Origin of the sequence: Streptomyces sp. NPDC058620 (assembly GCF_042717135.1) — a bacterium.
Lineage (GTDB): Bacteria > Actinomycetota > Actinomycetes > Streptomycetales > Streptomycetaceae > Streptomyces.
In genome coordinates, this window is sequence record NZ_JBHXQO010000032.1 from 38,381 (window position 1) to 64,234 (window position 25,854).

Annotated in this window: 18 protein-coding genes and 2 tRNA genes; 6 read left to right on the top strand and 14 right to left on the bottom strand. The window is 71.3% G+C overall.

The window, feature by feature from the left end; all coding sequences use genetic code 11:
- The first annotated feature begins 35 nt into the window (after nucleotides 1–35).
- Both ACFWSK_RS25340 and ACFWSK_RS25345 read left to right on the top strand, forming a co-directional pair.
- On the top strand, nucleotides 36–758 hold the full coding sequence (locus ACFWSK_RS25340) for an MBL fold metallo-hydrolase (protein ID WP_383790405.1): 723 nt from the start codon (nucleotides 36–38) through the stop codon (nucleotides 756–758).
- A gap of 25 nt (nucleotides 759–783) precedes the next feature.
- Nucleotides 784–1,602, top strand: a complete 819-nt coding sequence (locus tag ACFWSK_RS25345; RefSeq protein ID WP_383790408.1) for a DUF3097 domain-containing protein — start codon at nucleotides 784–786, stop codon at nucleotides 1,600–1,602.
- A gap of 76 nt (nucleotides 1,603–1,678) precedes the next feature.
- Here ACFWSK_RS25345 and hemW read toward each other — a convergent pair whose 3' ends face one another.
- From hemW to lepA, 4 genes are all read right to left on the bottom strand, one after another.
- Entirely contained in the window at nucleotides 1,679–2,920 is a 1,242-nt protein-coding gene (gene hemW, locus ACFWSK_RS25350; protein WP_383790411.1) for a radical SAM family heme chaperone HemW, read from the bottom strand.
- Between the two features lie 38 nt (nucleotides 2,921–2,958).
- Nucleotides 2,959–4,947 (bottom strand): SpoIIE family protein phosphatase, encoded by a 1,989-nt coding sequence (locus ACFWSK_RS25355; protein ID WP_383790414.1) that lies wholly within the window; start codon nucleotides 4,945–4,947, stop codon nucleotides 2,959–2,961.
- Between the two features lie 255 nt (nucleotides 4,948–5,202).
- Nucleotides 5,203–7,092, bottom strand: coding sequence for an AMP-dependent synthetase/ligase (locus tag ACFWSK_RS25360; protein ID WP_383790416.1), 1,890 nt, complete (start codon nucleotides 7,090–7,092; stop codon nucleotides 5,203–5,205).
- A 323-nt stretch (nucleotides 7,093–7,415) separates the two neighbouring features.
- Nucleotides 7,416–9,290, bottom strand: coding sequence for a translation elongation factor 4 (lepA, locus tag ACFWSK_RS25365; protein WP_383790419.1), 1,875 nt, complete (start codon nucleotides 9,288–9,290; stop codon nucleotides 7,416–7,418).
- 217 nt (nucleotides 9,291–9,507) lie between these two features.
- Between lepA and rpsT the strand changes: the two genes are divergently transcribed.
- Nucleotides 9,508–9,774, top strand: coding sequence for a 30S ribosomal protein S20 (gene rpsT / locus ACFWSK_RS25370; RefSeq protein WP_173313224.1), 267 nt, complete (start codon nucleotides 9,508–9,510; stop codon nucleotides 9,772–9,774).
- Between the two features lie 370 nt (nucleotides 9,775–10,144).
- Here rpsT and holA read toward each other — a convergent pair whose 3' ends face one another.
- Nucleotides 10,145–11,131, bottom strand: coding sequence for a DNA polymerase III subunit delta (gene holA / locus ACFWSK_RS25375; RefSeq protein WP_383790422.1), 987 nt, complete (start codon nucleotides 11,129–11,131; stop codon nucleotides 10,145–10,147).
- Nucleotides 11,132–11,210: 79 nt separating this feature from the next.
- On the opposite strand from holA, the gene ACFWSK_RS25380 reads away from it, so the two are divergent.
- The gene (locus ACFWSK_RS25380; protein WP_383790425.1) at nucleotides 11,211–11,456 is read left to right on the top strand and encodes a hypothetical protein; all 246 of its coding nucleotides are present in this window, start codon (nucleotides 11,211–11,213) and stop codon (nucleotides 11,454–11,456) included.
- Nucleotides 11,457–11,835: 379 nt separating this feature from the next.
- Here ACFWSK_RS25380 and ACFWSK_RS25385 read toward each other — a convergent pair whose 3' ends face one another.
- From ACFWSK_RS25385 to leuS, 6 genes are all read right to left on the bottom strand, one after another.
- Nucleotides 11,836–12,687, bottom strand: coding sequence for an arylamine N-acetyltransferase (locus ACFWSK_RS25385; RefSeq protein ID WP_383790428.1), 852 nt, complete (start codon nucleotides 12,685–12,687; stop codon nucleotides 11,836–11,838).
- Between the two features lie 78 nt (nucleotides 12,688–12,765).
- A complete protein-coding gene (locus tag ACFWSK_RS25390) occupies nucleotides 12,766–15,309 on the bottom strand; it encodes a ComEC/Rec2 family competence protein (protein ID WP_383790431.1) in 2,544 nt (847 codons plus the stop codon).
- Nucleotides 15,306–16,169 carry a helix-hairpin-helix domain-containing protein gene (locus ACFWSK_RS25395; RefSeq protein WP_383790434.1) on the bottom strand — a complete coding sequence of 288 codons (864 nt, stop codon included), beginning with the start codon at nucleotides 16,167–16,169 and terminating at the stop codon, nucleotides 15,306–15,308. The genes ACFWSK_RS25390 and ACFWSK_RS25395 overlap by 4 nt, the downstream gene beginning before the upstream one ends.
- Nucleotides 16,170–16,639: 470 nt before the next feature.
- Nucleotides 16,640–17,485: a DegV family protein gene (locus tag ACFWSK_RS25400; protein ID WP_383790437.1), complete on the bottom strand. Its 846-nt coding sequence runs from the start codon at nucleotides 17,483–17,485 to the stop codon at nucleotides 16,640–16,642.
- Nucleotides 17,486–17,760: 275 nt separating this feature from the next.
- Entirely contained in the window at nucleotides 17,761–18,507 is a 747-nt protein-coding gene (locus ACFWSK_RS25405) for a hypothetical protein (RefSeq protein ID WP_383790440.1), read from the bottom strand.
- A gap of 124 nt (nucleotides 18,508–18,631) precedes the next feature.
- Nucleotides 18,632–21,505 carry a leucine--tRNA ligase gene (gene leuS, locus ACFWSK_RS25410; RefSeq protein WP_383790443.1) on the bottom strand — a complete coding sequence of 958 codons (2,874 nt, stop codon included), beginning with the start codon at nucleotides 21,503–21,505 and terminating at the stop codon, nucleotides 18,632–18,634.
- A gap of 442 nt (nucleotides 21,506–21,947) precedes the next feature.
- Between leuS and ACFWSK_RS25415 the strand changes: the two genes are divergently transcribed.
- Together ACFWSK_RS25415 and ACFWSK_RS25420 are read left to right on the top strand one after the other, a co-directional pair.
- Nucleotides 21,948–23,345, top strand: a complete 1,398-nt coding sequence (locus ACFWSK_RS25415) for a hypothetical protein (protein ID WP_383790446.1) — start codon at nucleotides 21,948–21,950, stop codon at nucleotides 23,343–23,345.
- A complete protein-coding gene (locus ACFWSK_RS25420; protein WP_383790448.1) occupies nucleotides 23,342–24,916 on the top strand; it encodes an NADH-ubiquinone oxidoreductase-F iron-sulfur binding region domain-containing protein in 1,575 nt (524 codons plus the stop codon). Before ACFWSK_RS25415 ends, ACFWSK_RS25420 begins: the two co-directional genes overlap by 4 nt.
- Nucleotides 24,917–24,970: 54 nt before the next feature.
- On the opposite strand, the gene ACFWSK_RS25425 is transcribed toward ACFWSK_RS25420, so the two are convergent.
- The 3 genes from ACFWSK_RS25425 to ACFWSK_RS25435 form a co-directional block, all read right to left on the bottom strand.
- A tRNA-Ala gene (locus ACFWSK_RS25425) sits at nucleotides 24,971–25,043 on the bottom strand.
- 107 nt (nucleotides 25,044–25,150) lie between these two features.
- Nucleotides 25,151–25,384, bottom strand: coding sequence for a hypothetical protein (locus ACFWSK_RS25430; RefSeq protein WP_124268198.1), 234 nt, complete (start codon nucleotides 25,382–25,384; stop codon nucleotides 25,151–25,153).
- A 379-nt stretch (nucleotides 25,385–25,763) separates the two neighbouring features.
- Nucleotides 25,764–25,836 (bottom strand) — tRNA-Ala (locus tag ACFWSK_RS25435).
- Nucleotides 25,837–25,854 lie beyond the last annotated feature (18 nt).

Here is a 25,854-nt window from a genome sequence, read left to right on the forward strand (position 1 = left end):
GAGACTGCGCAGGTCGTTGCCGATAGCGTCGTTGTATGGACGTCTCTTGGGAAGAGCTCGGCTGGGAGCGGTTGAGCAACGGTGTGGGCCGCCGGCGCCTTCCGGTGTGGGACGCGACGGCCGCGCTGGTGGCGGGAGCGGACCGTGCGCTGCTCTTCGACACCGGTTCCTCGCTCCGTGAGGGGGCCGAGCTGCGCTCCCAGGCGGAGCGTCTGCTCGGCGGGAGGGTGACGCATATCGCACTGAGTCATCCGCACTTCGATCATGTTCTGGGCACCGCGGTGTTCGCCGGGGCCGAGGTGTTCGGGGCGGTCGGCATCGTGGATCTGCTGAGGAACGGGGCGGACGAGCTGCACAGCTCGGCGGTGCACCACGGGGTGTCCGAGCACGATGCGGCGGAAGCGGTGGACGTGCTGGTCGCCCCGCACCACGAGGTGTGCGGGGAGTGGACGCTCGATCTGGGCGGCGGGCTCCAGGTGCTCCTGGCCAATGCGGGGCCTGGTCACAGCGGTCACGACCTGGCGGTTCTGGTGCCGGGCTCGCCCGCCGTGGTGTTCTGCGGTGATCTGGTCGAGCAGTCCGGGGAACCGCAGGCCGGCCACGACGCCATCCCCTCCCGCTGGCCGGCCGCTCTCGACCGGCTGCTGGCTCTGGGCGGTGAGGACGCGGTGTACGTACCGGGGCACGGAGCGGTGGTGGACGCCACGTTCGTACGGATGCAACGTGATCAACTGGCGGCTCAGTTCGGCGTGTCGTGACCGCCCGCCGCCGTATCGTCGTCCGATGCGCAGCTACCAGCCGGACCTGACCCCGCCGTGGAAGAAGTCCGTACCGGCCCCCGAGGTCCCCGCCGAGCCCGACCTGGTCGTCGAGGAGGCCGCCACCGGCTTCTGCGGGGCGGTGATCCGTTGCGAGAAGACGGCGCAGGGCCCGACGGTGACCCTGGAGGACCGCTTCGGCAAGCACCGGGTGTTCCCGATGGAGCCGCGCGGCTTCCTGCTGGAGGGCCGGGTCGTCACGCTGGTCCGCCCCGGCTCCTCGGCCCCCGCCCGTCCCGCACGCACGGCCTCCGGCTCGCTGGCGGTCCCCGGGGCGCGTGCGCGGGTCGCGCGGGCGGGCCGGATCTATGTGGAGGGCCGCCACGACGCGGAACTGGTCGAGCGGGTCTGGGGCGACGACCTCCGTATCGAGGGCGTGGTGGTCGAGTACCTGGAGGGCATCGACGACCTCCCCGCGATCGTCCGCGACTTCTCCCCGGGGCCGGACGCGAGGCTGGGCGTACTGGTCGACCACCTGGTCCCCGGCTCGAAGGAGTCCCGCATCGCCGCCCAGGTCTCGGACGGCGACGTCCTGGTGGTGGGCCACCCCTACATCGACGTCTGGGAAGCGGTGAAACCGTCCTCGGTGGGCATCCCCTCGTGGCCGGGGGTCCCGCACGGCCAGGACTGGAAGACGGGCGTGTGCCGCGCCCTGTCCTGGCCGGAGAACACGGGCGCTGCCTGGCAGCGCATCCTGTCGACCGTGCGCTCCTACCGGGACCTGGAACCGGAGCTGCTGGGCCGGGTGGAAGAACTGATCGACTTCGTCACGGCGCCTGAGTAGGGCCGTCCTCCAGCCAGTCCGGCGATCGGGTACCGGGGCCCGGGGGCGGAGCCCCGGTACGGCCCGCCGCAGGCGTTCAGTCCACCAGGTCCCGGACCACCGCGTCGGCCAGCAGCCGCCCCCGCAAGGTCAGCACCGCCCGCCCCGCGCCGAACGCCCCCGCCTCCAGGAGCCCGTCCCCCACGGCACGCCGCGCCGCCGCCAGCCCCGCCGGGGCCAGCAGCGACAACGGGCAGCCGTCCACGAGCCGCAGCTCCAGCAGGATCCGCTCCACCCGCCGGTCCTCCGCGGACAGGATCTCGCGCCCCGCGCCCGGCGACCGCCCTTCCGCCAGGGCCTGCGCGTACGCTCCCGGGTGCTTCACGTTCCACCAGCGCACCCCGCCCACATGGCTGTGCGCACCGGGCCCCGCGCCCCACCAGTCGGCCCCGCGCCAGTAGAGCTCGTTGTGCAGGCACCGGCCCTCCGGCGTCCGGGACCAGTTCGACACCTCGTACCAGGAGAAGCCCGCCGCGGCCATCGCCTCGTCCGCGATCAGATAGCGGTCCGCGTGCGCGTCGTCATCGGTCATCGGGATCTCCCCGCGCCGGATGCGCCGGGCGAGCTGGGTGCCCTCCTCGACGATCAGCGCGTACGCCGACACGTGGTCGGGCCCGGCACCGATCGCCGCGTCCAGCGTGGCGCGCCAGTCGTCGTCCGACTCCCCGGGCGTGCCGTAGATCAGGTCGAGGTTGACGTGCTCGAAGCCCGCGTCCCGCGCCTCGGCGACGCACGCCTCGGGCCGGCCGGGTGTGTGCGTCCGGTCGAGGATCTTCAGCACGTGCTGCTTCGCGCTCTGCATGCCGAAGGAGACCCGGTTGAAGCCGCCTTCCCGCAGCGCCGCCAGATACGCCGGATCGACGGACTCGGGATTGGCCTCCGTCGTCACCTCGGCGTCGTCCGCGAGCCCGAACTCCTCACGGATCGCCCCCAGCATCCGTACAAGGTCGGCGGCGGGCAGCAGCGTGGGCGTGCCGCCCCCGACGAAGACGGTGCGGACCGGCCGTGGGTCGTCGCCGAGCACCTTGCGGGCCTGGCGGACCTCCTCGATCAGGTGGGCCGCGTAGTTGTCCCGGGAGGCCAGCGCACCGCCGGAGCCCCGCAGCTCGGTGGCGGTGTAGGTGTTGAAATCGCAGTACCCGCAGCGGGTGGCGCAGTACGGAACGTGCAGGTAGAAGCCGAGCGGTCGGTCGGCGGCGCCGTCCAGGGCATGGCTGGGCAGCGCCCCGTCGTCGGGCACGGGCTCACCATCGGGCAGTACGGAAGGCATACCGTCCATTGTCACTCGCCGCCGGACCCGCCCCGCACACCCGCGTCTCAGTCGACCTGGAGCACCAGGAGGGCGAGATCGTCGTCGGGCGGCCGCTCGGCGAAGTCGTGGACGGCGCGTTTGATCCGGTCCGCGATCCCCTCGGCTGGCAGCCCAGCGCAGCCCGCCAGGGCCCGTGCCAGTCCGTCCCCGTCGTCGAACATGGCCGGCCCGGAACGCCGCTCGGTCACCCCGTCGGTGACGCAGAGCAGACTCTCGCCCGGCGCCAGATCGAAGCTCTGGCTCTCGTACGCGACGTCCTCGACGACCCCGAGCAGCACCTGCGGTTCCGCGGCGAACCGTACGGAACCGTCCGGGCTCAGCAGCAGGGGCAGCGGGTGGCCGGCGCTGGCGACGGTGCAGCGCACCCCGCCGCCGGGGAGCGGCACGACCTCCCCGTACAGGAGGGAGAGGAACCGGGACTGCGAGCCGTCGAGGATCTGCTGGCCGCCCGCCGCCGCGACCATCAGAGCGGCGGCCTCGGCCGCTTCCATGGCGTCGTCGAGGAGCAGCCGGTTGAGCCGGTCCAGGACCTTGCCGACGCCGAAGCCCTCGCGGGACAGCAGCCGCAGCCAGGGGCGGGCGAGACCGGTGACGACGGCGGCCTCGGGCCCGCTGCCCTGGACGTCGCCGAGGACGAAGCACCAGCGGTCGCCGGGGCACGGGAAGATGTCGTAGAAGTCACCGCCCACGACGCCGTCGTCGCCCGGTTCGTATACCAGCGCGCTGGTGACGCCGGGGATCTCGGCGACCTTGCTGGGCAGCAGCCCGCGCTGGAGGATGCGGCTGATGGTGGCCTGCCGCGTGTAGGCGCGGGCGGCTCCGACGGCGAGGCCGACGCGGCGTACGAAGTCCTCGATCAGCGAGGCCACGTCGTCGGGCACCCGGGGGACGCCCTCCCGGCCGACGAGGACGGTTCCGAGCGTGCGGCCGCCGGCGGTGATGCGGTACGCGAGCGCGGCCCCGTCGCGGCCTCCGGCCGGCGGGTCCACGGCGTCGTCCCGCGGCCGCTCCCACTCCGCGTCGTCTTCGGGCCCGCGGTCCCCTGGAGCGTCCCCGGCGCCCTCCCCGGGCCACGGCACGGGTATCGGGCCGGTACCGACGCTGCCGGGCAGCCTGAGCGGTTCCTTCTCCAGCACCGTGCGCAGGTCCTCGGTCCCGGTCTCGTCGCTGTGCCAGACGCGGGCCAGCCGGGGGTCGGCGCCGGGTCCGGCGCCCTCGCTCTCCAGCCAGATCGCGCACCAGTCGGCGAGCCTCGGGACGAGCAGTTGTCCGGCTATCGCCGCGACCAGGTCCTCGTCCAGCTGGCCGGCCAGCAGATCGGACGCCTCGGCGAGGAAGGAGAGCGCGGCCCGGCTGTCCCAGTCGGCGTCGTCGCGTTCGATGCGGCGGGTGGCGGGGGCGAGGATCTCCGCGGCCCGCAGCCCGTGTTGGAGCGTGGCCTCCTCCGAGGGGCCGGGTGCCGCACTCCAGTCGTCGACGCAGAGGCGGGCCCAGACGGTCTTGCGGCCGGTGCGGTAGGTGATGCCCCAGGACTCGGCGAGGGTGGCGACGAGGTGTAACCCCCTGCCGTACTCCGCGGGGTCGGGAGAGGGCGCCCGCTCGGTCCCGGCCGCGGACCCCTCTCCGCGCACGGCGCGGGCGGGGTGGTGGTCGGTGACTTCCATCACGAGGGCCGCCGGTTCGCTCTCGGACGCCTCTTCGAGGCGCAGGAGCAGTTCGACGGTCGTCCCGGCGTGCACGACCGCGTTGGTGACCAGCTCGTTGGCCACGGTCACCGCGTCGTCGGCGAGCCGGTCGCTGAACCCCGCGGCGGCGGGCACGCCGAGCCCGGTCCAGTCGGCGAGGGCGGCACGGACGAACCCACGGGCCGCTGACGGCGTGAGAGCGATTCCGGGCAGGCTCGTACGGACCACCGGACGCGGATCGTCGTGGTGACCCACGACGTCGGTGGCGGGACGGTGAACACTGTCCCGCTGCAAGGGTATTGGCCCCACGGTGCGGCTCCTACCGGGTCTCACGAGATGCGGCCGACGACACACGACAGAGTGACAGACCGACCGCGCACATAAGCACCGAGTTACCGAAGTGGGCGCAGAACCGAGCGCAGACGAACAGAAGATGAGCTCGTGGAAACGCGGAGGGGGCCGATGGGTGATCAGCCCCCACCGGCCCCGTCCTCGGACGCGTACCGCTCGCACGCGGTCCGCGTCCCCGCACGCGTGTCGCTCACGCGCGGCCCTGCCCGCGCGTCACGCCTCGCGGGACCCCGCGTACATGTCCTCGATGAGCTGCTTGTACTCGCGCTCGACGACCGGCCGCTTGAGCTTGAGGCTCGGGGTCAGCTCGCCGTGCTCGATGTCGAGGTCACGCGGCAGCAGCCGGAACTTCTTGATGGTCTGCCAGCGCTGGAGGCCCTCGTTGAGGCGCTTCACATAGCCCTCGATGAGCTCCACCGTCTGCGGCGAGGCCACCACCTCCGCGTACGACTTGCCGCCCAGGCCGTTCTCGGCCGCCCAGCCGAGGAGGGTCGGCTCGTCGAGGGCGATCAGGGCGGTGCAGAAGTTACGGTCGGCGCCGTGCACCAGGATGTTGGAGACGAACGGGCACACCGCCTTGAACTGGCCCTCGACCTCCGCCGGGGCGATGTACTTGCCGCCGGACGTCTTGATCAGGTCCTTCTTGCGGTCGGTGATCCGCAGGTAGCCGTCAACGGAGAGCTCACCGATGTCGCCGGTGTGGAACCAGCCGTCGGACTCCAGCACCTCGGCGGTCTTCTCCGGCAGCCGGTGGTAGCCCTCCATCAGGCCGGGGCCACGCAGCAGGATCTCGCCGTCGTCCGCGATACGGACCTCGGTGCCGGGGAGCGGCTTGCCGACCGTGCCGGTGCGGTACGCCTCGCCCGGGTTCACGAAGGAGGCGGCGCTCGTCTCGGTGAGGCCGTACCCCTCCAGGATGTGGATGCCGGCGCCGGCGAAGAAGAAGCCGATGTCGGGGGCGAGCGCCGCGGAGCCGGAGACGCAGGCACGGAGCCGGCCGCCGAACGCCTCGCGGATCTTGGCGAAGACGAGGGTGTCGGCGACCTTGTGCTTGGCACCGAGCGCGAACGGTACGGATGCCGTGCCGGTGCGGCGGAAGTTGTCCTGCGACACCTTGGCGTGCTCCCGGGCGACCCCGGCGGCCCACTGGAAGATCTTGTACTTGGCGCCGCCACCGGCCCGCGCCTTGGAGGCGACCCCGTTGTAGACCTTCTCGAAGATCCGGGGGACGGCGGCCATGTAGGTCGGCTGGACCACCGGGAGGTTCTCGATGATCTTGTCGACGCGGCCGTCGACCGCGGTGACGTGACCGACCTCGATCTGGCCGGAGGTGAGGACCTTGCCGAAGACGTGCGCGAGCGGCAGCCACAGGTACTGGACGTCGTCCGTGGAGAGTTCCACGGCGGTGACGGTGGCCTTGGCCATGTACGACCAGTTGTCGTGCGGCAGCCGTACGCCCTTGGGGCGGCCGGTGGTGCCCGAGGTGTAGATCAGGGTCGCCAGCTGGTCGGCGGTGATCGCCGACACCCGGTCCGTGACCGCGTCCGGGTGCTTCTCCAGGTACTCGGCGCCCTTGGCCTCCAGGTCCGCCAGCGAGAGGATCCAGCCCTCGGGGTCGTCGTCGGCGGGCTCGACGCCCGCCGGGTCGATGACGACGACGTGGGCCAGGTCCGTCAGCTCGGAACGGCGCTCCCGTGCCTTCGCCAGCTGCGCGGCGTCCTCGGCGATCAGGAAGCGGCTCTCGGAGTCCGTCAGGATGAAGGCGGACTCTTCGGCGTTCGTGGAGGGGTAGATCGTGGTGGTGGCGGCACCCGCGCACATCACGCCGAGGTCGGCGAGGATCCACTCGACACGGGTGGAGGAGGCGAGCGCGACCCGCTCCTCGGGCTGCGCGCCCAGCGCGATCAGGCCGGCCGCGATGGCGTAGACCCGTTCGGCGGCCTGCGCCCAGCTGAGCGACTTCCAGTCGTCGGGGCCCTGGCCGGAGGCGGCGGGCACCGGGTAGCGGTACGCCTCTCCGTCCGGCGTGGCGGCCACGCGGTCGATGAAGAGATTCGCCACGGAGGGCGGTCGGTTATCGATCAGGGTCTTTGTGTCGCTCACGACGTCCTCCGGGCCTGCGGCATTGCTACGACCGGCTACTTGATGCTGCTTCAGATGCCTGCTTCTGTCCTGCTCTGTACCTGCTGTGTGTCTGCTGCGCGTTCCCGCTCGATCACGCTTGTTTAACTGGCGAGTAACCAACGAGCCGTGATCAGGGTAGAGCGCACACGTCCGCCGCGTAAGGGGCAACAGGCCGCTGCTTTGATAACGAACAGGCCCCTGTGCCGCAGGGTGCTGCGGCACAGGGGCCTGTCGGACCACTCCCGGCCCACCGCCCGCCCTACTCCCCAGTAGGGCGGGACTGCTTCCCGGGAGGGGCGGGGCTACTTCTTGGTCTTGCTCTCGCCGGCCGACTCGTCCGTCGACAGCACGGAGATGAAGGCGTCCTGCGGAACTTCCACGTTGCCGACCATCTTCATGCGCTTCTTGCCTTCCTTCTGCTTCTCCAGCAGCTTCCGCTTACGGGAGATGTCACCGCCGTAGCACTTCGCGAGGACGTCCTTGCGGATGGCGCGGACGGTCTCACGGGCGATCACCCGGGAGCCGATGGCGGCCTGGATCGGCACCTCGAAGTTCTGCCGCGGAATGAGCTTCTGCAGCTTGGCGACGAGCCGGACGCCGTACGCGTACGCCTTGTCCTTGTGCGTGACCGCGGAGAACGCGTCAACCTTGTCGCCGTGCAGCAGGATGTCGACCTTGACGAGCTGGGCGGACTGCTCACCCGTGGGCTCGTAGTCGAGCGAGGCGTAGCCGCGGGTCTTGGACTTCAGCTGGTCGAAGAAGTCGAAGACGATCTCGGCGAGCGGCAGGGTGTAGCGGATCTCGACCCGGTCCTCGGAGAGGTAGTCCATGCCGAGCAGGGTCCCGCGGCGCTGCTGGCAGAGCTCCATGATCGCGCCGATGAACTCGCTGGGCGCGAGGACCGTGGCGCGCACGACGGGCTCGTGCACCGCGTCGATCTTGCCCTCGGGGAACTCGCTCGGGTTGGTGACGATGTGCTCGGTGCCGTCCTCCATCTCGACGCGGTAGACCACGTTCGGGGCGGTGGCGATGAGCTCCAGACCGAATTCGCGCTCCAGCCGCTCACGGACCACGTCGAGGTGGAGCAGTCCGAGGAAGCCGACACGGAACCCGAAGCCGAGGGCCGCGGAGGTCTCCGGCTCGTACACCAGGGCGGCGTCGTTGAGCTGGAGCTTGTCGAGGGCCTCGCGCAGGTCGGGGTAGTCCGAGCCGTCCAGCGGGTAGAGACCCGAGAACACCATCGGCTTGGGGTCCTTGTAACCGCCCAGCGCCTCGGTCGCCCCGTTGTGCAGGGAGGTGATGGTGTCACCGACCTTGGACTGCCGGACGTCCTTCACGCCGGTGATGATGTAGCCCACCTCGCCCACGCCGATACCGTCGGCCGGGGTCATCTCCGGGGAGGAGACACCGATCTCCAGCAGCTCGTGGGTGGCGCCCGTGGACATCATCCTGATGCGCTCGCGCTTGTTGAGCTGGCCATCGATGACACGGACGTAGGTCACGACACCGCGATACGGGTCGTAGACCGAGTCGAAGATCATCGCGCGGGCGGCTTCGTCCGCCTTGCCGACGGGGGCCGGGACATCGCGGACCACCCGGTTGAGCAGGGCGTCCACGCCGACACCGGTCTTCGCGGAGACCCGGAGGACGTCCTCCGGCTGGCAGCCGATGAGGTTGGCCAGTTCCTCGGAGAACTTCTCGGGCTGCGCGGCCGGCAGGTCGATCTTGTTGAGCACCGGGACGATGGTGAGGTCGTTCTCCATCGCGAGGTAGAGGTTGGCGAGCGTCTGGGCCTCGATGCCCTGCGCCGCGTCCACCAGCAGAACCGTGCCCTCGCAGGCGGCGAGCGACCGGGAGACCTCGTACGTGAAGTCCACGTGTCCCGGGGTGTCGATCATGTTGAGGACGTGGGTGGTGCCCTGGTCCTCGCCCAAGGTGGGGGCCCACGGCAGACGGACCGCCTGGGACTTGATGGTGATGCCGCGCTCGCGCTCGATGTCCATCCGGTCGAGGTACTGAGCACGCATCTGCCGCACGTCGACCACACCGGTCAGCTGAAGCATCCGGTCGGCAAGCGTCGACTTGCCGTGGTCGATGTGAGCGATGATGCAGAAGTTGCGGATCAGCGCCGGGTCGGTACGGCTCGGCTCGGGCACGTTGGTAGGAGTCGCGGGCACGCAGGGTCCTGATTCTTGAGACGCCGAACGCCGTGTCTCGGGTCGATGTCGGGTCGGTCGGATCGATACGTAAGCTCTATCGTCCCACGCCTGCGGGGCAGGGACCGGTTTGGGCCGGTGGGACGGTGGCTGGTACCGTGGGCAGCTGTGCCTCGTGGCCCTCAGAAGCGGCGTGGCGCACATAGAAGATCCAACGAACCTGAAAAGGCTCTATCTCGTGGCGAACATCAAGTCCCAGATCAAGCGGAACAAGACGAACGAGAAGGCGCGCCTGCGCAACAAGGCCGTCAAGTCGTCGCTCAAGACCTCGATCCGCAAGGCCCGTGAGGCTGCCGCTTCCGGCGACGTCGAGAAGGCCACTGTGGCCGTCCGTGAGGCGTCGCGTCAGCTGGACAAGGCTGTCTCGAAGAACGTCATCCACAAGAACGCTGCCGCCAACAAGAAGTCGGCGCTCGCGCTCAAGGTTGCCGCCCTTCAGGGCTGAGCTACTGATGTGATCGCCGGAACGGACTCAGCGGGCCCTCTCTCCCGCTCCTGACCGGCACCCCGCGCCGCACACCGAACCTGCGTTCGCCACGCGGGTGCGGCGCACCAAAAGCGTGAACCGAAAGCCCCGGCACCGCCCTCCCCAGGGCGTGAACCGGGGCTTTCGGTATGTCCGGGGTATGTATGTCCGGGGGGATGTCGGGGGGCCGGTATTCCCGGGGCACCCGCTTCAAGCCTGTACGGCGTTCGAGGACGTCCTTTCAAGGCCGCCCGTCAAGGCCGCGCGGCGCTTGACGTCGTTTCAAGGCCGTCCGGCGCTTGAGGACGAAGCGGCACCGGACGGCCCCCGTCACCCCTGCCCCCGTCCGCTACCGACCCGCCCGCGCAGCCCGTGCAACAGCGACCACGGCCTTCTCCAGCGCGTACTCAGGGTCGTCCCCGCCGCCCTTCACACCCGCGTCCGCAGCGGCGACCGCGCGCAGCGCGTCCGAGACGCCGTCCGGAGTCCAGCCACGCATCTGCTGGCGCACCCGGTCGATCTTCCACGGCGGCATGCCGAGCTCGCGCGCCAGATCCGCGGGCCGCCCGCCCCGCGCCGACGAGAGCTTCCCGATCGCGCGGACCCCCTGCGCGAGGGCACTGGTGATCAGCACGGGAGCGACGCCCGTCGACAGCGACCAGCGCAGGGCCTCCAGGGCCTCGGCCGCCCGGCCCTCGACCGCGCGGTCGGCGACGGCGAAGGAGGAGGCTTCCGCGCGCCCCGTGTAGTAACGCCCGACGACTGCCTCGTCGATGGTGCCCTCGACGTCGGCCACCAGCTGGGAGACCGCGCTCGCCAGCTCCCGCAGATCGCTGCCGATGGAATCCACCAGGGCCTGGCACGCCTCGGGGGTCGCCGAACGCCCCAGCGCCCGGAACTCCGACCGTACGAAGGAGAGCCGCTCGGCCGGCTTCGTGGTCTTGGGGCAGGCGACCTCACGGGCACCGGCCTTCCGTACCGCGTCCAGCAGCCCCTTGCCCTTGGCCCCGCCCGCATGCAGCAGGACGAGGGTGATCTCCTCGGCCGGCGCACCCGCGTACGCCTTGACGTCCTTGATCGTGTCGGCGGACAGATCGTGCGCGTTGCGCACGATCACCACCTTGCGTTCGGCGAAGAGCGACGGGCTGGTGAGCTCGGCAAGGGTGCCCGGCTGCAGCTGGTCGGAGCTGAGATCGCGCACGTCCGTGTCGGCGTCGGAGGCGCGGGCCGCCGCCACCACCTGCTGCACGGCACGGTCGAGGAGGAGGTCCTCCTGGCCCACGGCGAGGGTGATGGGGGCGAGCAGGTCGTCGGTGGAATTCCTTCTGGTGGCCATCGCGCTCCAGCATCCCACGCCCCACTGACAGCCGGCCCTGCGGTCGGGGGCGCCCCCGTACGTACCCGAGAATGGGCAGGTGAGCGATGTGAGACATGTACTGGTGCTGCCCGACCGCGATACGGCGGAGGACGTGGCCGGAGAGCTCTCGGACCGCTTCGGCGTGACCGAGGAGCCCCAGCTCGTACGCGACGCCCTGGCAGGCGAGGACGATGCCGAGGACGCCCAGTGGCTCGTGGTCGTGGAGGACCCTGCCGGACGGCTCGATTCAGCGGCCCTCGACGCCTTCGCGGCGGAGTTCGATGGGTGGCTGGAGCAGCCGTAGGCGCCGCTTCCGGGCCGACGTCTCCGGGAGGCGTTTCCGGCGCGGTGTTCCGCGGCGTTTCCGCGCGGCGTTTCCGGGTCAGCCCTTGGGGACGATCTGGATGTCCATGTCCATGTCCATGTCCATGTCCATGGCGATGGACATGGCGATGGCGATGCTGGGGCCCACGACCGCGATCCCCGAGCCAGCATCGTCTGCACGCGTCTGGACGCTCGATCTCCCCGTCACCCGGGACGGGTAGCTGCGGTGGGGCGGCCACCTGGAGCCTCGCCACCGTCCCGGCCGGTGACTACCGGCTGGGGTCACCGCCGAGGCCCGCTCGGAAGGGGTTGTGCAGAGGTGTACCGAAGGTCCGAATTGACCGCTCCGCTGGTGTGCGTCACTCGTTCCGGACGTGGAGAGCGCTCCGCACCTCGGGAAGCCGTTCGAGCAGCAGCCCGAAGTGGTCGCGGTAGGCGGCCAGCACCTCGGCATCGGTGGCCAGGGGTGTCTCGTGCCGTACTCCCCGCACGGTCGTGACCAGCTTCCGGCCACTGAGCGTGACCCGGCCGTCGTCCGTGAGCCGGGAGCAGACGACGGACCGGAGGAAGTGGGAGTCGGGCGAGGTGCGGTGGTACCACGCGCCCACCCGGAATTCGGCCAGTGCCCTCGGGCGCAGGTCGAGACGGAACTCCCGTGAGCCGTCGCGCAGCAGATCCACATCGCCCTGCGGAGCCTCCCGGAACCGGAAGACGCCGCCCGGGTCCTGCTGCTCGGTCCGGTCGTCGAGCGCGAGCGGCCGCTGAGCGTGGTCGCCGAATCCGACATCGGCCAGCCAGGGACCCGTGTCGTCTTCGGTCTCGACGCGCAGCGCCATGTGGTCGTACGGAATGCCCAGCTGTCCACCGTCGCCGAAGACCCTGGCCTGAAGCAGCGTGACGCGGAAGCCGAGGGCGCGCAGCAGGAAGGCGAAGGCGCCGTTCAGCTCGTAACAGAAGCCACCGCGGCGGACCCCCACCACCTTGTCGAGGAGGGCGTCCTCCTCCAGGACGATGTCCTCGCCGTAGTGGACCGAGAGGTTCTCGAAGGGGACCGCTGTCAGATGGCGCAGCTGGAGCTCGCGCAGGGCAGCCGCGTCGGCACGTGCCGGGCGGGCGGCTCCGATGCGCTCCAGGTAGGCATCGACCCGGGCATCCACAGGCAGGTCGGTGTACGCGGGAACAGCGGGCATCTGCGGGGCATCCGGATTCATGACGAGAGTCTGTCCCGGCTTCCGGTCCCCGCGCCAGCACCTGCGCCCCCGGTCCCACCACCACGGCCGGTCGCCCGCTCATGAGCTGCCCACCGCGGTGAGTGCCGCGCCCGCCCCCGTGATCGCGATGGCACCGTCCTCGTCGGTACGCAGCACTCTCGCTCCGCCGCGAGTCAGCGCCTCGACCGTACGGGCCGACGGGTGTCCGTAGGGGTTGTCCGTACCGCACGAGATGAGGGCGAACCTCGGCCGTGCGCCATGCAGCAACGCGGCGTCCTGGTATGCGGATCCGTGGTGGGCCACTTTCAGGACGTCCACCCTCGGCAGCGCCGGGTAGCTGCGCAACAGCCCTCGCTGGGCGGGAGGTTCGAGATCACCGAGGAGCAGCAGAGTCAGCTTCCCCGACCGGACAAGGAGAGTGACGCTGGAGTCGTTCGGCTCCTCCGTCACGAAGCCCGGTCCGGCCCCCCGGCCCTCCCCTCTCCCTTCCCCCTGTGGCCACACGATCCGCCAGTCGAGCGGGCCGATCCTGCGCCGCTCCCCCGGGGCCGTCCGTAACACCGGCACTTTCGCCGCCGACGCCGTTCTCCGGACGAACTCCGCCTGTTCGGGCGGCTCGTCGAGGCTCGTCGTCTGGATCGCCCCCACCGCCCGGCCGCGCAGCACCCCTGGAAGGCCCCTGACATGATCGGCATGAAAATGGGTGAGGAGCAGCAACGGCACCCGGGTGACGCCGAGATCGCGCAGGCACCGGTCGACCAGCCGGGGCTCGGGACCCGTGTCGACGACCACGCCCGTACCGTCACCGGCCGCGAGGACCATGGCGTCCCCCTGCCCCACATCGCACAGGGCGAAGGCCCAGTGGGGCGGCGGCCACCCGGTCATGATCCGGGTGAGCGGCACCGGCCGGAGCACCGCGAGGACCAGGAGCAGGGCGGCGGCCGAACAGATCCAGGGCCGCCGGGCCAGCCGGCGGGCGAGGAGCACGAGCAGAACGGTGAGGCCGGCGAGCAGAGCCGCGCCCCTCCAGCCGCCGGGCCAGTCGGCCTCCGCCCCGGGAAGCGCCGCCCCGGTACGGGCCACGGACGCGATCCACCCGACCGGCCATCCCGCTGCCCGGGCCAGCAGTTCGGCCACGGGCAGGGCGACCGGGGCAACGGCGAGGGCCGCGAAACCGAGCACCGTCGCGGGCGCCACGGCGAGCTCCGCGAGCAGGTTGCACGGAATCGCCACCAGGCTCACCCGCGAGGCGAGGACGACCACGACCGGTGCGCATACCGCCTGGGCGGCAGCGGCCGCGGCGAGCACCTCGGCGATCCGAGGCGGCACCCGGCGGCTGCGCAGCGCGGCGCTCCATCGGGGCGCGAGGGTCAGGAGCGCCCCCGTGGCCAGGACGGAGAGCAGGAATCCGTAACTGCGGGCCAGCCACGGGTCGTACAGCACCAGCAGCAGAACCGCGGCGGCGAGTGCGGGGATCAGGGATCTGCGACGGCCCGTTCCGATGGCGAGCAGGGTGATCAGTCCGCAGGCCGCTGCACGGAGAACACTCGGTTCGGGTCGGCAGACCACGATGAAGGCGAGCGTGAGCCCGCCGCCGATGAGCGCGGTCATCCGCAAGGAGATCCCCAGTCGGGGTGCCATACCTCGGCGTTCGGTGCGCAGAGCCGTGCCGGGCGGCCCGATGAGCAGGAAGAGGAGGATCGACAGATTCGCCCCTGAAACGGACAACAGGTGGGTGAGGTCGGTGGTCTTGAAGGCATCCTGCAGCTCAGGGCTGACCCGCGAGGTGTCACCGACGACCAGCCCCGGCAGCAACGCCCGTGCGTCCGCGTCCAGCCCGTCGGACGCCTCTCGCAGACCGGCGCGCAGTGTCCCCGCCGTGCGTTGGAGGAAGGTGGGCCGGCCGGTGATCCGGGGCGGGTCGTCCCCGTCGGTGCGCAGGACGGCGGCGATGCGTTCCCCGTCGCGTTGCGGAGGCGCGAGCCCGCCGTTGAGGCGGATACGGGTGGAAGGCAGCAGGCTCTGCCACATCGCCGCCGCCTCACCGGGCGAGACCATGACGAGTACCGGTGTACGCAGTCGGATCACGGCCCCGTCGACACTGGTCAGTCGCTCGGCCTGGGCCTCCAGGAGCAGGGAGACCGGGATGCCACGGTCACCCCGCACGCCCGGGCGCGTCTGCCGCGGGTCCGAGGTCACGGTGGCCTCCACCGTGACCCGGCTGTAGCTGTCCGCCAGGCCGGGGAGCGGCCCCTGCCTGACCTGGGCGCCGTGCAGCCCGCCGGCCGCTGCCCCTGCCGCCACGGACAGCAGGACGGCGGCGACCCCGGTGGCCCGCAGCCGTCGGGCATGCGACTCGGGATGCCGGGTGGTCCCGGCCCCGGACGGCCGCCGGGCCGAGCCGATCACCGGCCGGGCCCGGACCAGGAAGACCACGGCCACGCAGACACAGGCCACCACTCCTGCGGCCACCCAGGGCCCCGGTGCCCCGAGCGCGAGCGCCGCGGCGGCCCACACCGCAAGCGCGGGAGGGACCAGGCGCAGATCGGCAGGCCCTTCCTGCCGCGGATCGGACGCACCCAGCCTCCCGCCCGATGCGGTGTGGACGTCGGGGGTGGTCATGGCCGGACCAGCGGCTGAAGGTCCTCGAACCGGCGGTCACCGATCCCGTTGACTTCGCGCAGTTCCTCGACGGACCGGTAACCGCCGTGCTCGGTGCGGTAGTCGACGATGTGCTGGGCGAGTACCGGCCCCACGCCGGGCAGGGTTTCGAGCTGCTCGACGGTCGCCGTACTGAGGCTCAGCGGCACCACGGGGCCTGCTGCCCCCGTCACCCCTGTTCCCGGTCCACCGCCTCCCGATCCACCCGTGGACCAGGGCCCGGCGGGCCCACCCACCACCACCTGCTCGCCGTCCGTCAGGACCCTCGCCCGGTTGAGACCCGTGACGTCCGTACCGTCGCGCACCCCACCGGCGGCACTCAGCGCATCCGCCACCCTCGACCCGGCCGGCAGATGCTGAATGCCCGGCCGGCGCACCTTGCCGCTCACGTCGACGACGATCTGTCCGCCAGCGGGGCCGGTGGGCGGCGGGCCTGCCGACGGCTGTGGCCGCGGCCCCGGGTCCTCGGGGAGCGAGGCCCCGGGCGCCATCTGCGCGGTGGCACCGTCCTTGACCGGTTCGGGAGCGCTGACGGCCTGCGGCCGGCCCGACCAGAAGTGCACCGCCGCCAGAATCGCGGCCGCGACCATCACCACTCCGAGCGCCGCGAGGGTCCTCGGCTCCAGGCCGCACCGAAGTTGCAGCCACAGCGGCAGCCGCTCCCGCAGTGCGGGAACCGCCCGGTCCCGCCACCGCGGCCGTTCCGTCTCCGCTTCCCCCGCAGGCAGTACGGGACGGGCCGGTTCGAGGACCGCATCCGGAACAGAGGCGGGGACGACGGGCGGCGGCGGTCCGGCGGCCCCGCCGTACGCCCCCGACATCAGCTCGTCCGCTCTCCGCCGCGAGGCCGCCGCGACAGCCGCCGCACGCCCACGCGCCGGCCGCCGTCGCCCATGACGAGCACCATGGCGAGCACCGGGCCCGACACCCGCACCGGCCGCGCCGCGGCCGGGCCCCGGACCGGCCCCGCCCGTAGGCCGACGCCCCGCGCGCACGCCGGGGCGCGCGACCGAAGGCGCGTCAGGGGACGGAGACCCGTCGGAGGACGGGCGCGGACCCGAGTGCGCACTCGGAGACGCGTACGCGGGAGACTCCGGAGACGAGTCCGAAGGCTGAGAGACGGAAAGGGCTGCGGGAAGTGATCGGAGGGCCATGCCTCATGACGTTAGGCATATCTGCCCGAACCTGCCGAGCACCCTCAATTCCGGTGGAAAATAGTGCAGTTGTGGATAACTCCCTCACCCGCCGGAGTGACCTCGGCGCGGTGAATCCTGCCCTGAGGGAACTGAGTTCAGCGCGGTGAGATCACCGCTCCGAGCAGTCCCGGACCGGTGTGGGCCCCGATCACCGCGCCCACCTCGCTCACATGCAGATCCAGCAGGCCCGGCACCCGCTCGCGCAGCCGCTCGGCCAGCCGTTCCGCCCGGTCCGGGGCGGTCAGGTGGTGCACGGCGATGTCGACGGCTCCCGCCCCCGCCCGCTCCACCACGAGCTCCTCCAGCCGGGCGATCGCCTTGGAGGCCGTCCGTACCTTCTCCAGGAGCTCGATCCGGCCGCCGTCCAGCTGAAGCAGCGGTTTCACCGCGAGCGCGGACCCCAGCAAAGCCTGAGCGGCGCCGATTCGGCCGCCCCGGCGCAGATAGTCGAGCGTGTCGACATAGAAATAAGCGGATGTGGCCGCCGCCCGCTTCTCCGCGGCGGCGACCGCCTCGTCCAGGCTGCCGCCCGCCTCAGCGGTCTCCGCCGCGGACAGCGCGCAGAACCCCAGGGCCATGGCGACCATTCCGGTGTCGACCACGCGTACGGGTACGGGCGCTTCCTTGGAGGCGAGCAGCGCGGAGTCGTACGTCCCCGAGATCTCGGCGGACAGATGCAGGGAGACGATGGCCGTCGCCCCGGCCTCGGCCGCCGCGCGGTACGCGGCGGCGAAAACCTCGGGATTGGGCCGGGACGTCGTGACGGAGTGGCGCTTCTGCAGCGCGGCGGCCAGCGAGCGGGCCGAGATCTCCGTGCCCTCCTCCAGAGCCTGATCACCCAGGACGACGGTCAGCGGCACCGTGGTGATGCCGTGCCGTTCCATCATCTCGGGCGGCAGGTAGGCCGTTGAATCGGTGACGATCGCGACATGGCGGGACATGAGCCGGAGGTTACCTTCCGGGGCGGGGGTGCAGCAGCCCGACCCCGATCGACTGATCGATTGCGGTCGGTTCGGATCGGATACTGCCAGGCCCGGTTCCGAGCGTTCACACCGCCCGGAGGCGGATCGGGAGCCGGCCGCAAAGCCGACGGAGAGCCGATCGGAAGCCGGCCGGGAAGCCGACGAAGAGCCGGTCGGAAGCCGGTCGGGAAGCCGCCCACAGCACACCAGTGCGGCCGACCCCGCCTGCCCAGATCCGGCCCGGCCCGGTCCGTTCAGTTGGTCGTTTCCGGCCTTGCCGACTTCTGCCACGGGTAGCCCGCCGCGCGCCTCGGGTCCGCAGCCGTGATCGCCTGCGGCGGCGCGTCCGCACCGGCCGGACCGGCCTCAGCCGACCGGCCCCGCTCGCCGTCACGGTCCTGCGCGGACCCCTCGGCCCGGGTGGGCATCGGCGTCGGCGTCTGCGCCGACGGCTCCTCCACCGTCCAGTGCCGCAGCGCCCCCGCCTCCACGTCGATCTGTGCGTTCAGCGCGTCCAAGTCGTCGTCGGCGAACTGCCGGGCCCGGTCGCGCGCAGCCCAGCGCAATGACTCCGCCGAGTGCGTGATCCGCTCGGTGCGTTCCTTCAGCCCCGGCAGCAGCGAAGCCACCGTCGCCCGGTCGGGTTCGCGCTCCAGCCGCTTCAGCTCCTCGTCGAGCTCGCGGCCGTGCACACTCAGCCGCTCGAAGAGCCCCAGCGACTCCGAGAGCGAGGCGTCCTCCGCGACCCCTGCGTGCAGCGCGTCCTGCGTGGCCCGCATCGACGTACGCAGCGCGAGCCTCAGGTGTGCCAGCTCGCCCGGCACACCCGGCTGCCCGTAGCTCTTCGCCCGGAGCGTCGTCTCCTCCACGGTGCGGCGCGCCTGCGTGATGGTGCGGTCCACGCCGCGCCGCGTGGCGCCGACGACCTTGATGCCCGCGTACACGCCCAACGCCACGAACGCGACGAAGAGCAGCGCCAGGATCGTGATCACGACTTCCATGAGCGTCCCTCGATGTCCGATTCGGCTGCCGGTGTGCCGGTCGCCCCTTCTACCGTAAACGGAACAGGCAGGCCAGGGGTTCCAATGGAACCCCCAACCTGCCCGTAGGGGATAGCCCCGACCGTCACGCAGGGACGATGTTGACCAGCTTCGGCGCGCGCACGATCACCTTGCGGATGCCGGCCCCGCCCAGCGCCGCGACGACGCCTTCGTCGGCCAGCGCCAGCGCTTCCAGTTCCTCGTCCGTGATCGACGGGGAGATCTCCAGGCGCGCCCTGACCTTGCCCTTGATCTGCACGACGCAGGTCACGGTCTCGTCCACGACGTACGCCGGGTCCGCGACGGGGAAGTCCTGGTGCACGACGGACTCCGTGTGGCCCAGTCGGCGCCACAGCTCCTCCGCCACGTGCGGGGCCAGCGGCGCCACCAGCAGCACCAGCGACTCGGCGACGGAACGCGACAGCGGGCCGCCGGCCTTCGTCAGGTGGTTGTTCAGCTCGGTGACCTTGGCGATGGCGGTGTTGAACCGCATGCCCGCCATGTCCTGGCCGACCCCGTCGATGGCCTTGTGCAGCGCACGCAGCGTGTCCTCGCCGGGCTCCGTGTCCACGACGGTGACCTCGCCGGTCTCCTCGTCCACGAGGTTGCGCCACAGGCGCTGCAGCAGGCGGTACTGGCCGACCACGGCACGCGTGTCCCACGGTCGCGAGACGTCCAGGGGACCCATCGCCATCTCGTACAGACGCAGGGTGTCCGCCCCGTACTCACCGCAGATCTCGTCGGGCGTCACGGCGTTCTTCAGGGACTTGCCCATCTTGCCCAGGACGCGGCTGACCTTCTCGTCCTGGTAGTAGTAGGCCCCGTCACGCTCCTCGACCTCGGCGGCCGGGACCGCGATACCGCGGCTGTCGCGGTAGACGAACGCCTGGATCATGCCCTGGTTGTACAGCTTGTGGAACGGCTCCGCGGACGAGATGTGTCCCAGGTCGTGCAGCACCTTGGACCAGAAGCGGGCGTACAGCAGGTGCAGCACGGCGTGCTCGGCACCGCCGACGTACAGGTCGACACCGCCGGTCGGCTGCCCCTCGCGCGGGCCCATCCAGTACTGCTCGATCGCGGGGTCGACCAGCTTCTCGCTGTTGTTCGGGTCCAGGTAGCGCAGCTCGTACCAGCAGGAGCCCGCCCAGTTGGGCATGGTGTTGGTCTCGCGGCGGTACTTCTTCGGCCCGTTGCCGTCACCCAGGTCCAGCGTGACGTTGACCCAGTCGGCGTTGCGGGACAGCGGGGTCTCGGGCTGGGTGTCGGCGTCCTCGGGGTCGAAGGTGCGCGGCGAGTAGTCCTCGACCTCCGGCAGCTCCAGGGGCAGCATCGACTCGGGCAGCGGGTGGGCGATGCCCTCCTCGTCGTACACGATCGGGAAGGGCTCGCCCCAGTAGCGCTGGCGGCTGAACAGCCAGTCGCGCAGACGGAAGTTGACGGTGCCCTCACCGACGCCGTGCTCAGTCAGCCACTCGGTGATCTTCGCCTTGGCGTCGACGACGCCCAGGCCGTCCAGCGAGATCTCGTCGTTGGCCGAGTTGACCAGCTTCGCCTCGTACGAGGCGAAGGCGTCGTCCCAGGTCGCGGTGTCCGTGCCGCGGTCGTCCGAGGGCTCGACGACACAGCGCATCGGCAGTTCGAAGGCGCGCGCGAAGGCGAAGTCGCGCGCGTCGTGCGCCGGCACGGCCATGATCGCGCCGGTGCCGTACCCCATCAGGACGTAGTCGGCGATGAAGACGGGCACCTTTTCGCCGCTGACCGGGTTGGTCGCGTACGCGCCGGTGAAGACACCGGTCTTGTCCTTGGCCTCGGCCTGGCGCTCCACGTCCGACTTGGCGGCGGCCTGCTTGCGGTACGCGGTGACGGCCTCGGCCGGCCTCGCGTGACCGCCGGTCCACACCGGGTGGGTGCCCTCGGGCCAGGCGGCCGGGATGATCCGCTCGACCAGTTCGTGCTCGGGCGCCAGCACCATGTACGTCGCACCGAACAGGGTGTCCTGGCGGGTGGTGAACACGGTGACGGCGCCGGCGCCGTCGACCGGGAAGTCGACCCGGGCACCTTCCGAGCGGCCGATCCAGTTGCGCTGCTGCAGCTTGATGGCCTCGGGCCAGTCCAGCCCGTCCAGGTCGTCCAGCAGACGGTCGGCGTAGGCCGTGATGCGCATGTTCCACTGGCGCAGCTTGGCCTTGAAGACCGGGAAGTTGCCGCGCTCGGAACGACCGTCGGCCGTCACCTCCTCGTTGGCCAGGACGGTGCCCAGGCCCGGGGACCAGTTGACGGGAGCGTCCGAGGCGTACGCCAGGCGGTACTCGCCCAGGACGTCGGCGCGCTCGGCGGCGCTCAGCGCACTCCAGTCACGGCCGTCCGGGGTGGCGCGCGAGCCGCTCTCGAACTGTGCGACCAGCTCGGCGATCGGGCGGGCCCTGCCGGCCTCGGTGTCGTACCAGGAGTTGAAGATCTGCAGGAAGATCCACTGCGTCCACTTGTAGTACTCCGCCTCGATCGTCGCGAACGAACGGCGGTTGTCGTGCCCCAGACCCAGCCGGCGCAGCTGGAGCTTCATGTTCTCCATGTTGGCCTCGGTGGAGGCCCGCGGGTGCGTCCCGGTCTGCACGGCGTACTGCTCGGCGGGCAGGCCGAAGGCGTCGAAGCCCAGGGTGTGCAGGACGTTGTGACCGGTCATGCGCTGGTGGCGGGCGTAGACGTCGGTGGCGATATAACCCAGTGGGTGGCCCACGTGCAGACCCGCACCCGAGGGGTACGGGAACATGTCCATGATGAACTTCTTGGGCTTGGCGGCCAGCTCCGGATCGCCCGCCAGGTCACCGGTCGGGTTGGGCGCCTCGTAGGTCCCCTCGGCGTCCCAGAAGTCCTGCCAGCGTGCCTCGATGTCGGCGGCCATCGCCGCCGTGTAGCGGTGCGGCGCAGCCGTCTCGGCTCCGGTATTCGTCTCGCTCATGATCCTCAAAGCTCCATCGATCGTCATCTGCCGGCGCCCACATCTACGGACACACGTCTACGGAAACGAAAAATCCCCTCGCACAGGAGGGGACGCCGCGCCGAGTCCGACCAGGCATTCTCACCGGTCGGGAGTGATCAGCGCGGCTCGCTGAGCAGAAGGCGTACGGCACGCATGGCGTCAGGGTACCGCACAGGGCCGGAGCCCGGCCGGGAGCAGCCGGACCCTGGACAGCCCGCAGGGACGGAACGTCCGGGAAGCGGGGGTTACTCCGCGTACCTGCCTCTATCGGGGCAACCGCGCAATCCCCGTACTGGCCGGTATGGAGCGACTTAGCATGCCGCAACGGGACTGCATTGCCGAACCATTCGGAGTCGCCCCAATGAACCCTCATCGCAAGATCCGCTCATCCCCCACCATGAGCCCCGGAATGAGCCGGCCCATGCAAGGCGGACTGACTGTCGCCCTGCTGGTTCTCATCCCGCTGCTCGCCGTCGCAGGGAGCGACGACTTGCGCGCCGCGCTCGACTTCACCACAGGGGTCCTTTCCCTGGTGTCACTCACCGCGACCGTTGCCTGGGGCCTGCTGGCCACCGACCGGTTGTTCCTCTCCACCCGTCAGAGGCTGATCGCCCAGGGCATCCACCGGGCCACCGCCGTGGCCTCCCTCGGCTTCCTTCTGCTGCACGTCACCGTGAAGGTGGCGCTCGGTCACCTGGCGCTCATAGGTGCCCTCATACCCTTCGGCCTCGGTGTACGCGGCACGGCCGGCCTCATCGGCTTCGGCTCGCTGGCCGGCCTCCTGATGATCGTCACCGCCGCGACCGGCGCCCTGCGCAGCGCCTTCGCCCACCCGTCCGCCGCCACCCTGCTGGGGAACTCTCTGCGTTCCCCCCTGAGCGGGGGGCGGTTCGCGAGCCGCTGGCGCGCCCTGCACGGGCTGGCCTACCCCGCCTGGTGCTCGGCGCTGATCCATGGCCTGTACGCCGGCCGGGCAGCCGCGACCTGGGTCGTCGTGATGTACGGCCTGTGCCTGCTCGCGGTGGCGGCGGCGCTGTGCCTGCGGCTGCTTCCGCCCCCGGCGAAGCGCCGGATCACCGCCCGGATCACCTCGCTGATCAGCCCCGATACGCTGCCGGCCGAGCCGGATCCGGACATGCGCTCCGCCCCGCTGCCCGGCACGGACCGCGCACCGGCCTTCGACGCTCCCGGACGGTACGAGACGGAGTGGCACGAGCCCGACCGGGAAGTGCGGGGCACGCCCGTCCGCCCCCGGACCCTCGCGGCGCCCTCCCCTCCCCTGTACGAGGCCCCGCCGCGCAGCTCCGAACGGCTCGGCGGGATCCCGCCGGCCTCGGAGGCACCCCCCAAGGGGCCCGGAATCGCCGCCGCCTACCGGGCCGTCTCCCTCTCCGCCGACCCGCCTGCGGCGCAGCCCGGCAGCCGCTGGCCCACCCCGTCCCCCGCGCCCCCCGCACAGACCGCCCGGCCCCCGCAGGACGCCGGCCACGCCTACGCGCCCCCGCAGGAAGTCCCGTACGACCCCGCCCCGTACCCGGCCCCACCCCACCCCGCCGCCCGGTACCCGGCCTCGCCCCATCCCACCGCCTCGTTCCCGCCGTCCCCGTACGTCCCGCCGTCCCCGTACGTCCCGCCGTCCCCGTACGTCCCGCCGTCCCCGTACGTCCCGCCGTCCCCGTACGTCCCGGCGTCCGAGGCACCGACCGGCCCGCTCCCCGCCGTCGGTGAGACGGCCCCCTTCGCCGGACCGCTGCCGGGGCCGCTCTTTCCGCCACCCGCCGGTGAACCCTGGCACGCACCCGCTGGAGACCGACCGTGAACGTCCCCCTCCCCGATGTCCCCGAGGTACGCGTCGTCGGCCTGCCGCAGCTGACCAGCGGCTTCGACCTGGTGGAGCGACTCGACCTCGCCATGCACCTGAAGGTGCACGGACCGCTCGAACCGATGACGGGCGAGCGCCTCGCCGAACTGGCCGAAGCCATCTCCCTTCGCGGCCGCGGCGGCGCCGGCTTCCCGTTCGGGAGGAAGCTGCGCGCGGTGGCGAAGGCGTCCATCCGGCGCGGGGTCCGCCCGGTCGTCGTGATCAACGGGAGCGAGGGCGAACCCGCCTGCCGCAAGGACACCGTGCTGCTCAACCGCGCCCCCCACCTCATCCTGGACGGTGCTCTTCTGGCCGCCGAGGCCCTCGGTGCGCGGACCCTGGTCGTCGCGGTCACACGTAATTCCACCGAGGTGTCCGTCCGGGCGGCCCTGGCCGAGCGCGGCCTCTCCGACCGCCGCGGCCAGCAGTTGCGGGCCCGGGTGGTGCGCACCCCGGAACGGATGGTCTCGGGCGAGGCTTCGGCGGTCATCCGGGCAGCGAGCGGGGGCCCCGCTCTGCCCCCGGGCCGCCGTGAGCGTGCGGCCGAGTCCGGGGTCGGCGGCGCCCCGACGCTGCTGTCGAACGCGGAGACGTACGCCCAGCTCGCCGTCGCCGCCCGGATCGGCCCCCGCCGCTACGGGCACACCGGGCTGCCCGACGAGCCCGGCACGGTCCTGCTCACCGTCTCCGGCTCGGTGTCGCGCCCCATGGTCATCGAGGTGCCGACCGGCGTACCCCTGCGGTACGTACTCCAGCTGGCCGGTGCGCCGCCCCTGCCCCAGGGCGTGCTGACCGGCGGGTACCACGGCAACTGGATCGACGCGGAGGCCGCACACGATGCCGTCATCTCCGTCAGGTCGCTCGCCGCGGTGGGCGGAGCGCTCGGAGCCGGCGCCATCCTGCCGATCGCCCCGAATACCTGTCCGCTCGGGGAGTCGCTGCGTATCGCGAACTGGCTGGCCGCCGAGACCGCGGGCCAGTGCGGGCCGTGCAAGCTCGGCCTTCCCGCCGCCGCCGGCGGCCTCTCGGACGTACTGAACGGTGGTGGGCCCGCGGCGCTGGAGGCGTTGCGCGAGGTGACTCAGGCGGTGAAGGGCCGGGGGGCGTGCAAGCACCCGGACGGCTCGGCGCGCTTCCTGTCCTCGACGCTGTCCGCGTTCACCGACGACCTCGCCGCGCATGTCCTGGGCGGCGGCTGCGGCCGGGACACCCTCGGGGTGCTGCCGCTGCCGGCACCCGGCTACCAGGATCTGGAGGAGTCCATTTCCAGTGGCGGGAGGCTGGCGGTCGACTGGACGCTCTGTCAGGGCCACGGACTGTGCGCCGACATCGTTCCCGAACTGATCCGGCTGGGCCCCGACGGCTATCCGGCGCTCGCGGACGCCGCCGTTCCGATGCATCTGCGCGGGCGCGCCCAGCGGGCCGTACGGCGCTGTCCGGCGCTGGCACTCCGTGTCGAGCAGGCACCGGCGGAGCGCCCCGCGCTGCCGAGCGCGGACCGCAAGGCCCTGGGCAGCGGACGCAGTTGAAGGGGAACGACGAAAGAGCGGGTCATCCGATCCGGATGACCCGCTCTTTCACTGTGGAGCTAAGGAGAATTGAACTCCTGACCTCCTGCATGCCATGCAGGCGCTCTACCAACTGAGCTATAGCCCCTCGCTGCTTGCCGCCCGGTTTCCCTTGGCGACATCGAGAACATTACACGGTTCCCCCGGCCCTCCACCAAATCGTTTCCGGTCTGGACCGTTTTGCCCGATTCCGGGTCAGGCGGTGGCGAAGGAGTAGAACCGCTTGAGGGTGCAGTGCTCCTCCAGGAGCCGGCCGTAGATCGGCTCCCCCTCCAGCTCCCGGTAGGTCTCGATGGGGTCGCCTTTTATGATCAGCGCCCGCGCGCACTCCTCGCACCAGTACTGGTAGTCCGGGTTGACCGGATCCATGTCCCGGACGATGGGCGTACCACTGCCGCACCAGTCGCACTTACGCCTGTGTGCACCCATCAGTCAGCTCCAGCTGTGGCCGCAGGCCGTGCACACGTAGGAAACCTCTCCGTTGTCACCCGTGACCTGGGCCACTTGGGACGAACGGCAGGACGGACAGCCGAGCAGATCTCGGTCTCGCGAGGTAAGGACAGCAGTAGAAGCAAGGGGTGAGGTGAGGCGGGTGGGGGAAGAGGGACGAGAGCCGGCGGCGGGCGTGACGGGCAGATCCGGGATCTGTTCGCGACTCGCAGGCATCGCGCTCCCTCCCGATCGGTCCGTCGCCCCCTCCGGCGCTCCGATTCTGCCATGGCCCCGCAAGGGGGGCAGCCCGCCGAGGAGCCGGCCTTCCGGGCAACGAAAAGATCCCGCCCCCAACCGGGGACGGGATCTTTGATTGTGGAGCTAAGGAGAATTGAACTCCTGACCTCCTGCATGCCATGCAGGCGCTCTACCAACTGAGCTATAGCCCCGCTGTTCGCTTTGTTTCC

Coding starts and splice junctions, on each gene's coding strand:
- ACFWSK_RS25430 (WP_124268198.1), bottom strand. CDS start 25,384: ATGGGTGCACACAGGCGTAAGTGCGACTGGTGCGGCAGTGGTACGCCC.
- ACFWSK_RS25405 (WP_383790440.1), bottom strand. CDS start 18,507: ATGGAAGTCGTGATCACGATCCTGGCGCTGCTCTTCGTCGCGTTCGTG.
- ACFWSK_RS25390 (WP_383790431.1), bottom strand. CDS start 15,309: ATGACCACCCCCGACGTCCACACCGCATCGGGCGGGAGGCTGGGTGCG.
- ACFWSK_RS25395 (WP_383790434.1), bottom strand. CDS start 16,169: ATGTCGGGGGCGTACGGCGGGGCCGCCGGACCGCCGCCGCCCGTCGTC.
- ACFWSK_RS25415 (WP_383790446.1), top strand. CDS start 21,948: ATGCAAGGCGGACTGACTGTCGCCCTGCTGGTTCTCATCCCGCTGCTC.
- ACFWSK_RS25385 (WP_383790428.1), bottom strand. CDS start 12,687: ATGAATCCGGATGCCCCGCAGATGCCCGCTGTTCCCGCGTACACCGAC.
- ACFWSK_RS25340 (WP_383790405.1), top strand. CDS start 36: ATGGACGTCTCTTGGGAAGAGCTCGGCTGGGAGCGGTTGAGCAACGGT.
- leuS (WP_383790443.1), bottom strand. CDS start 21,505: ATGAGCGAGACGAATACCGGAGCCGAGACGGCTGCGCCGCACCGCTAC.
- hemW (WP_383790411.1), bottom strand. CDS start 2,920: ATGGACGGTATGCCTTCCGTACTGCCCGATGGTGAGCCCGTGCCCGAC.
- ACFWSK_RS25400 (WP_383790437.1), bottom strand. CDS start 17,485: ATGTCCCGCCATGTCGCGATCGTCACCGATTCAACGGCCTACCTGCCG.
- ACFWSK_RS25345 (WP_383790408.1), top strand. CDS start 784: ATGCGCAGCTACCAGCCGGACCTGACCCCGCCGTGGAAGAAGTCCGTA.
- holA (WP_383790422.1), bottom strand. CDS start 11,131: ATGGCCACCAGAAGGAATTCCACCGACGACCTGCTCGCCCCCATCACC.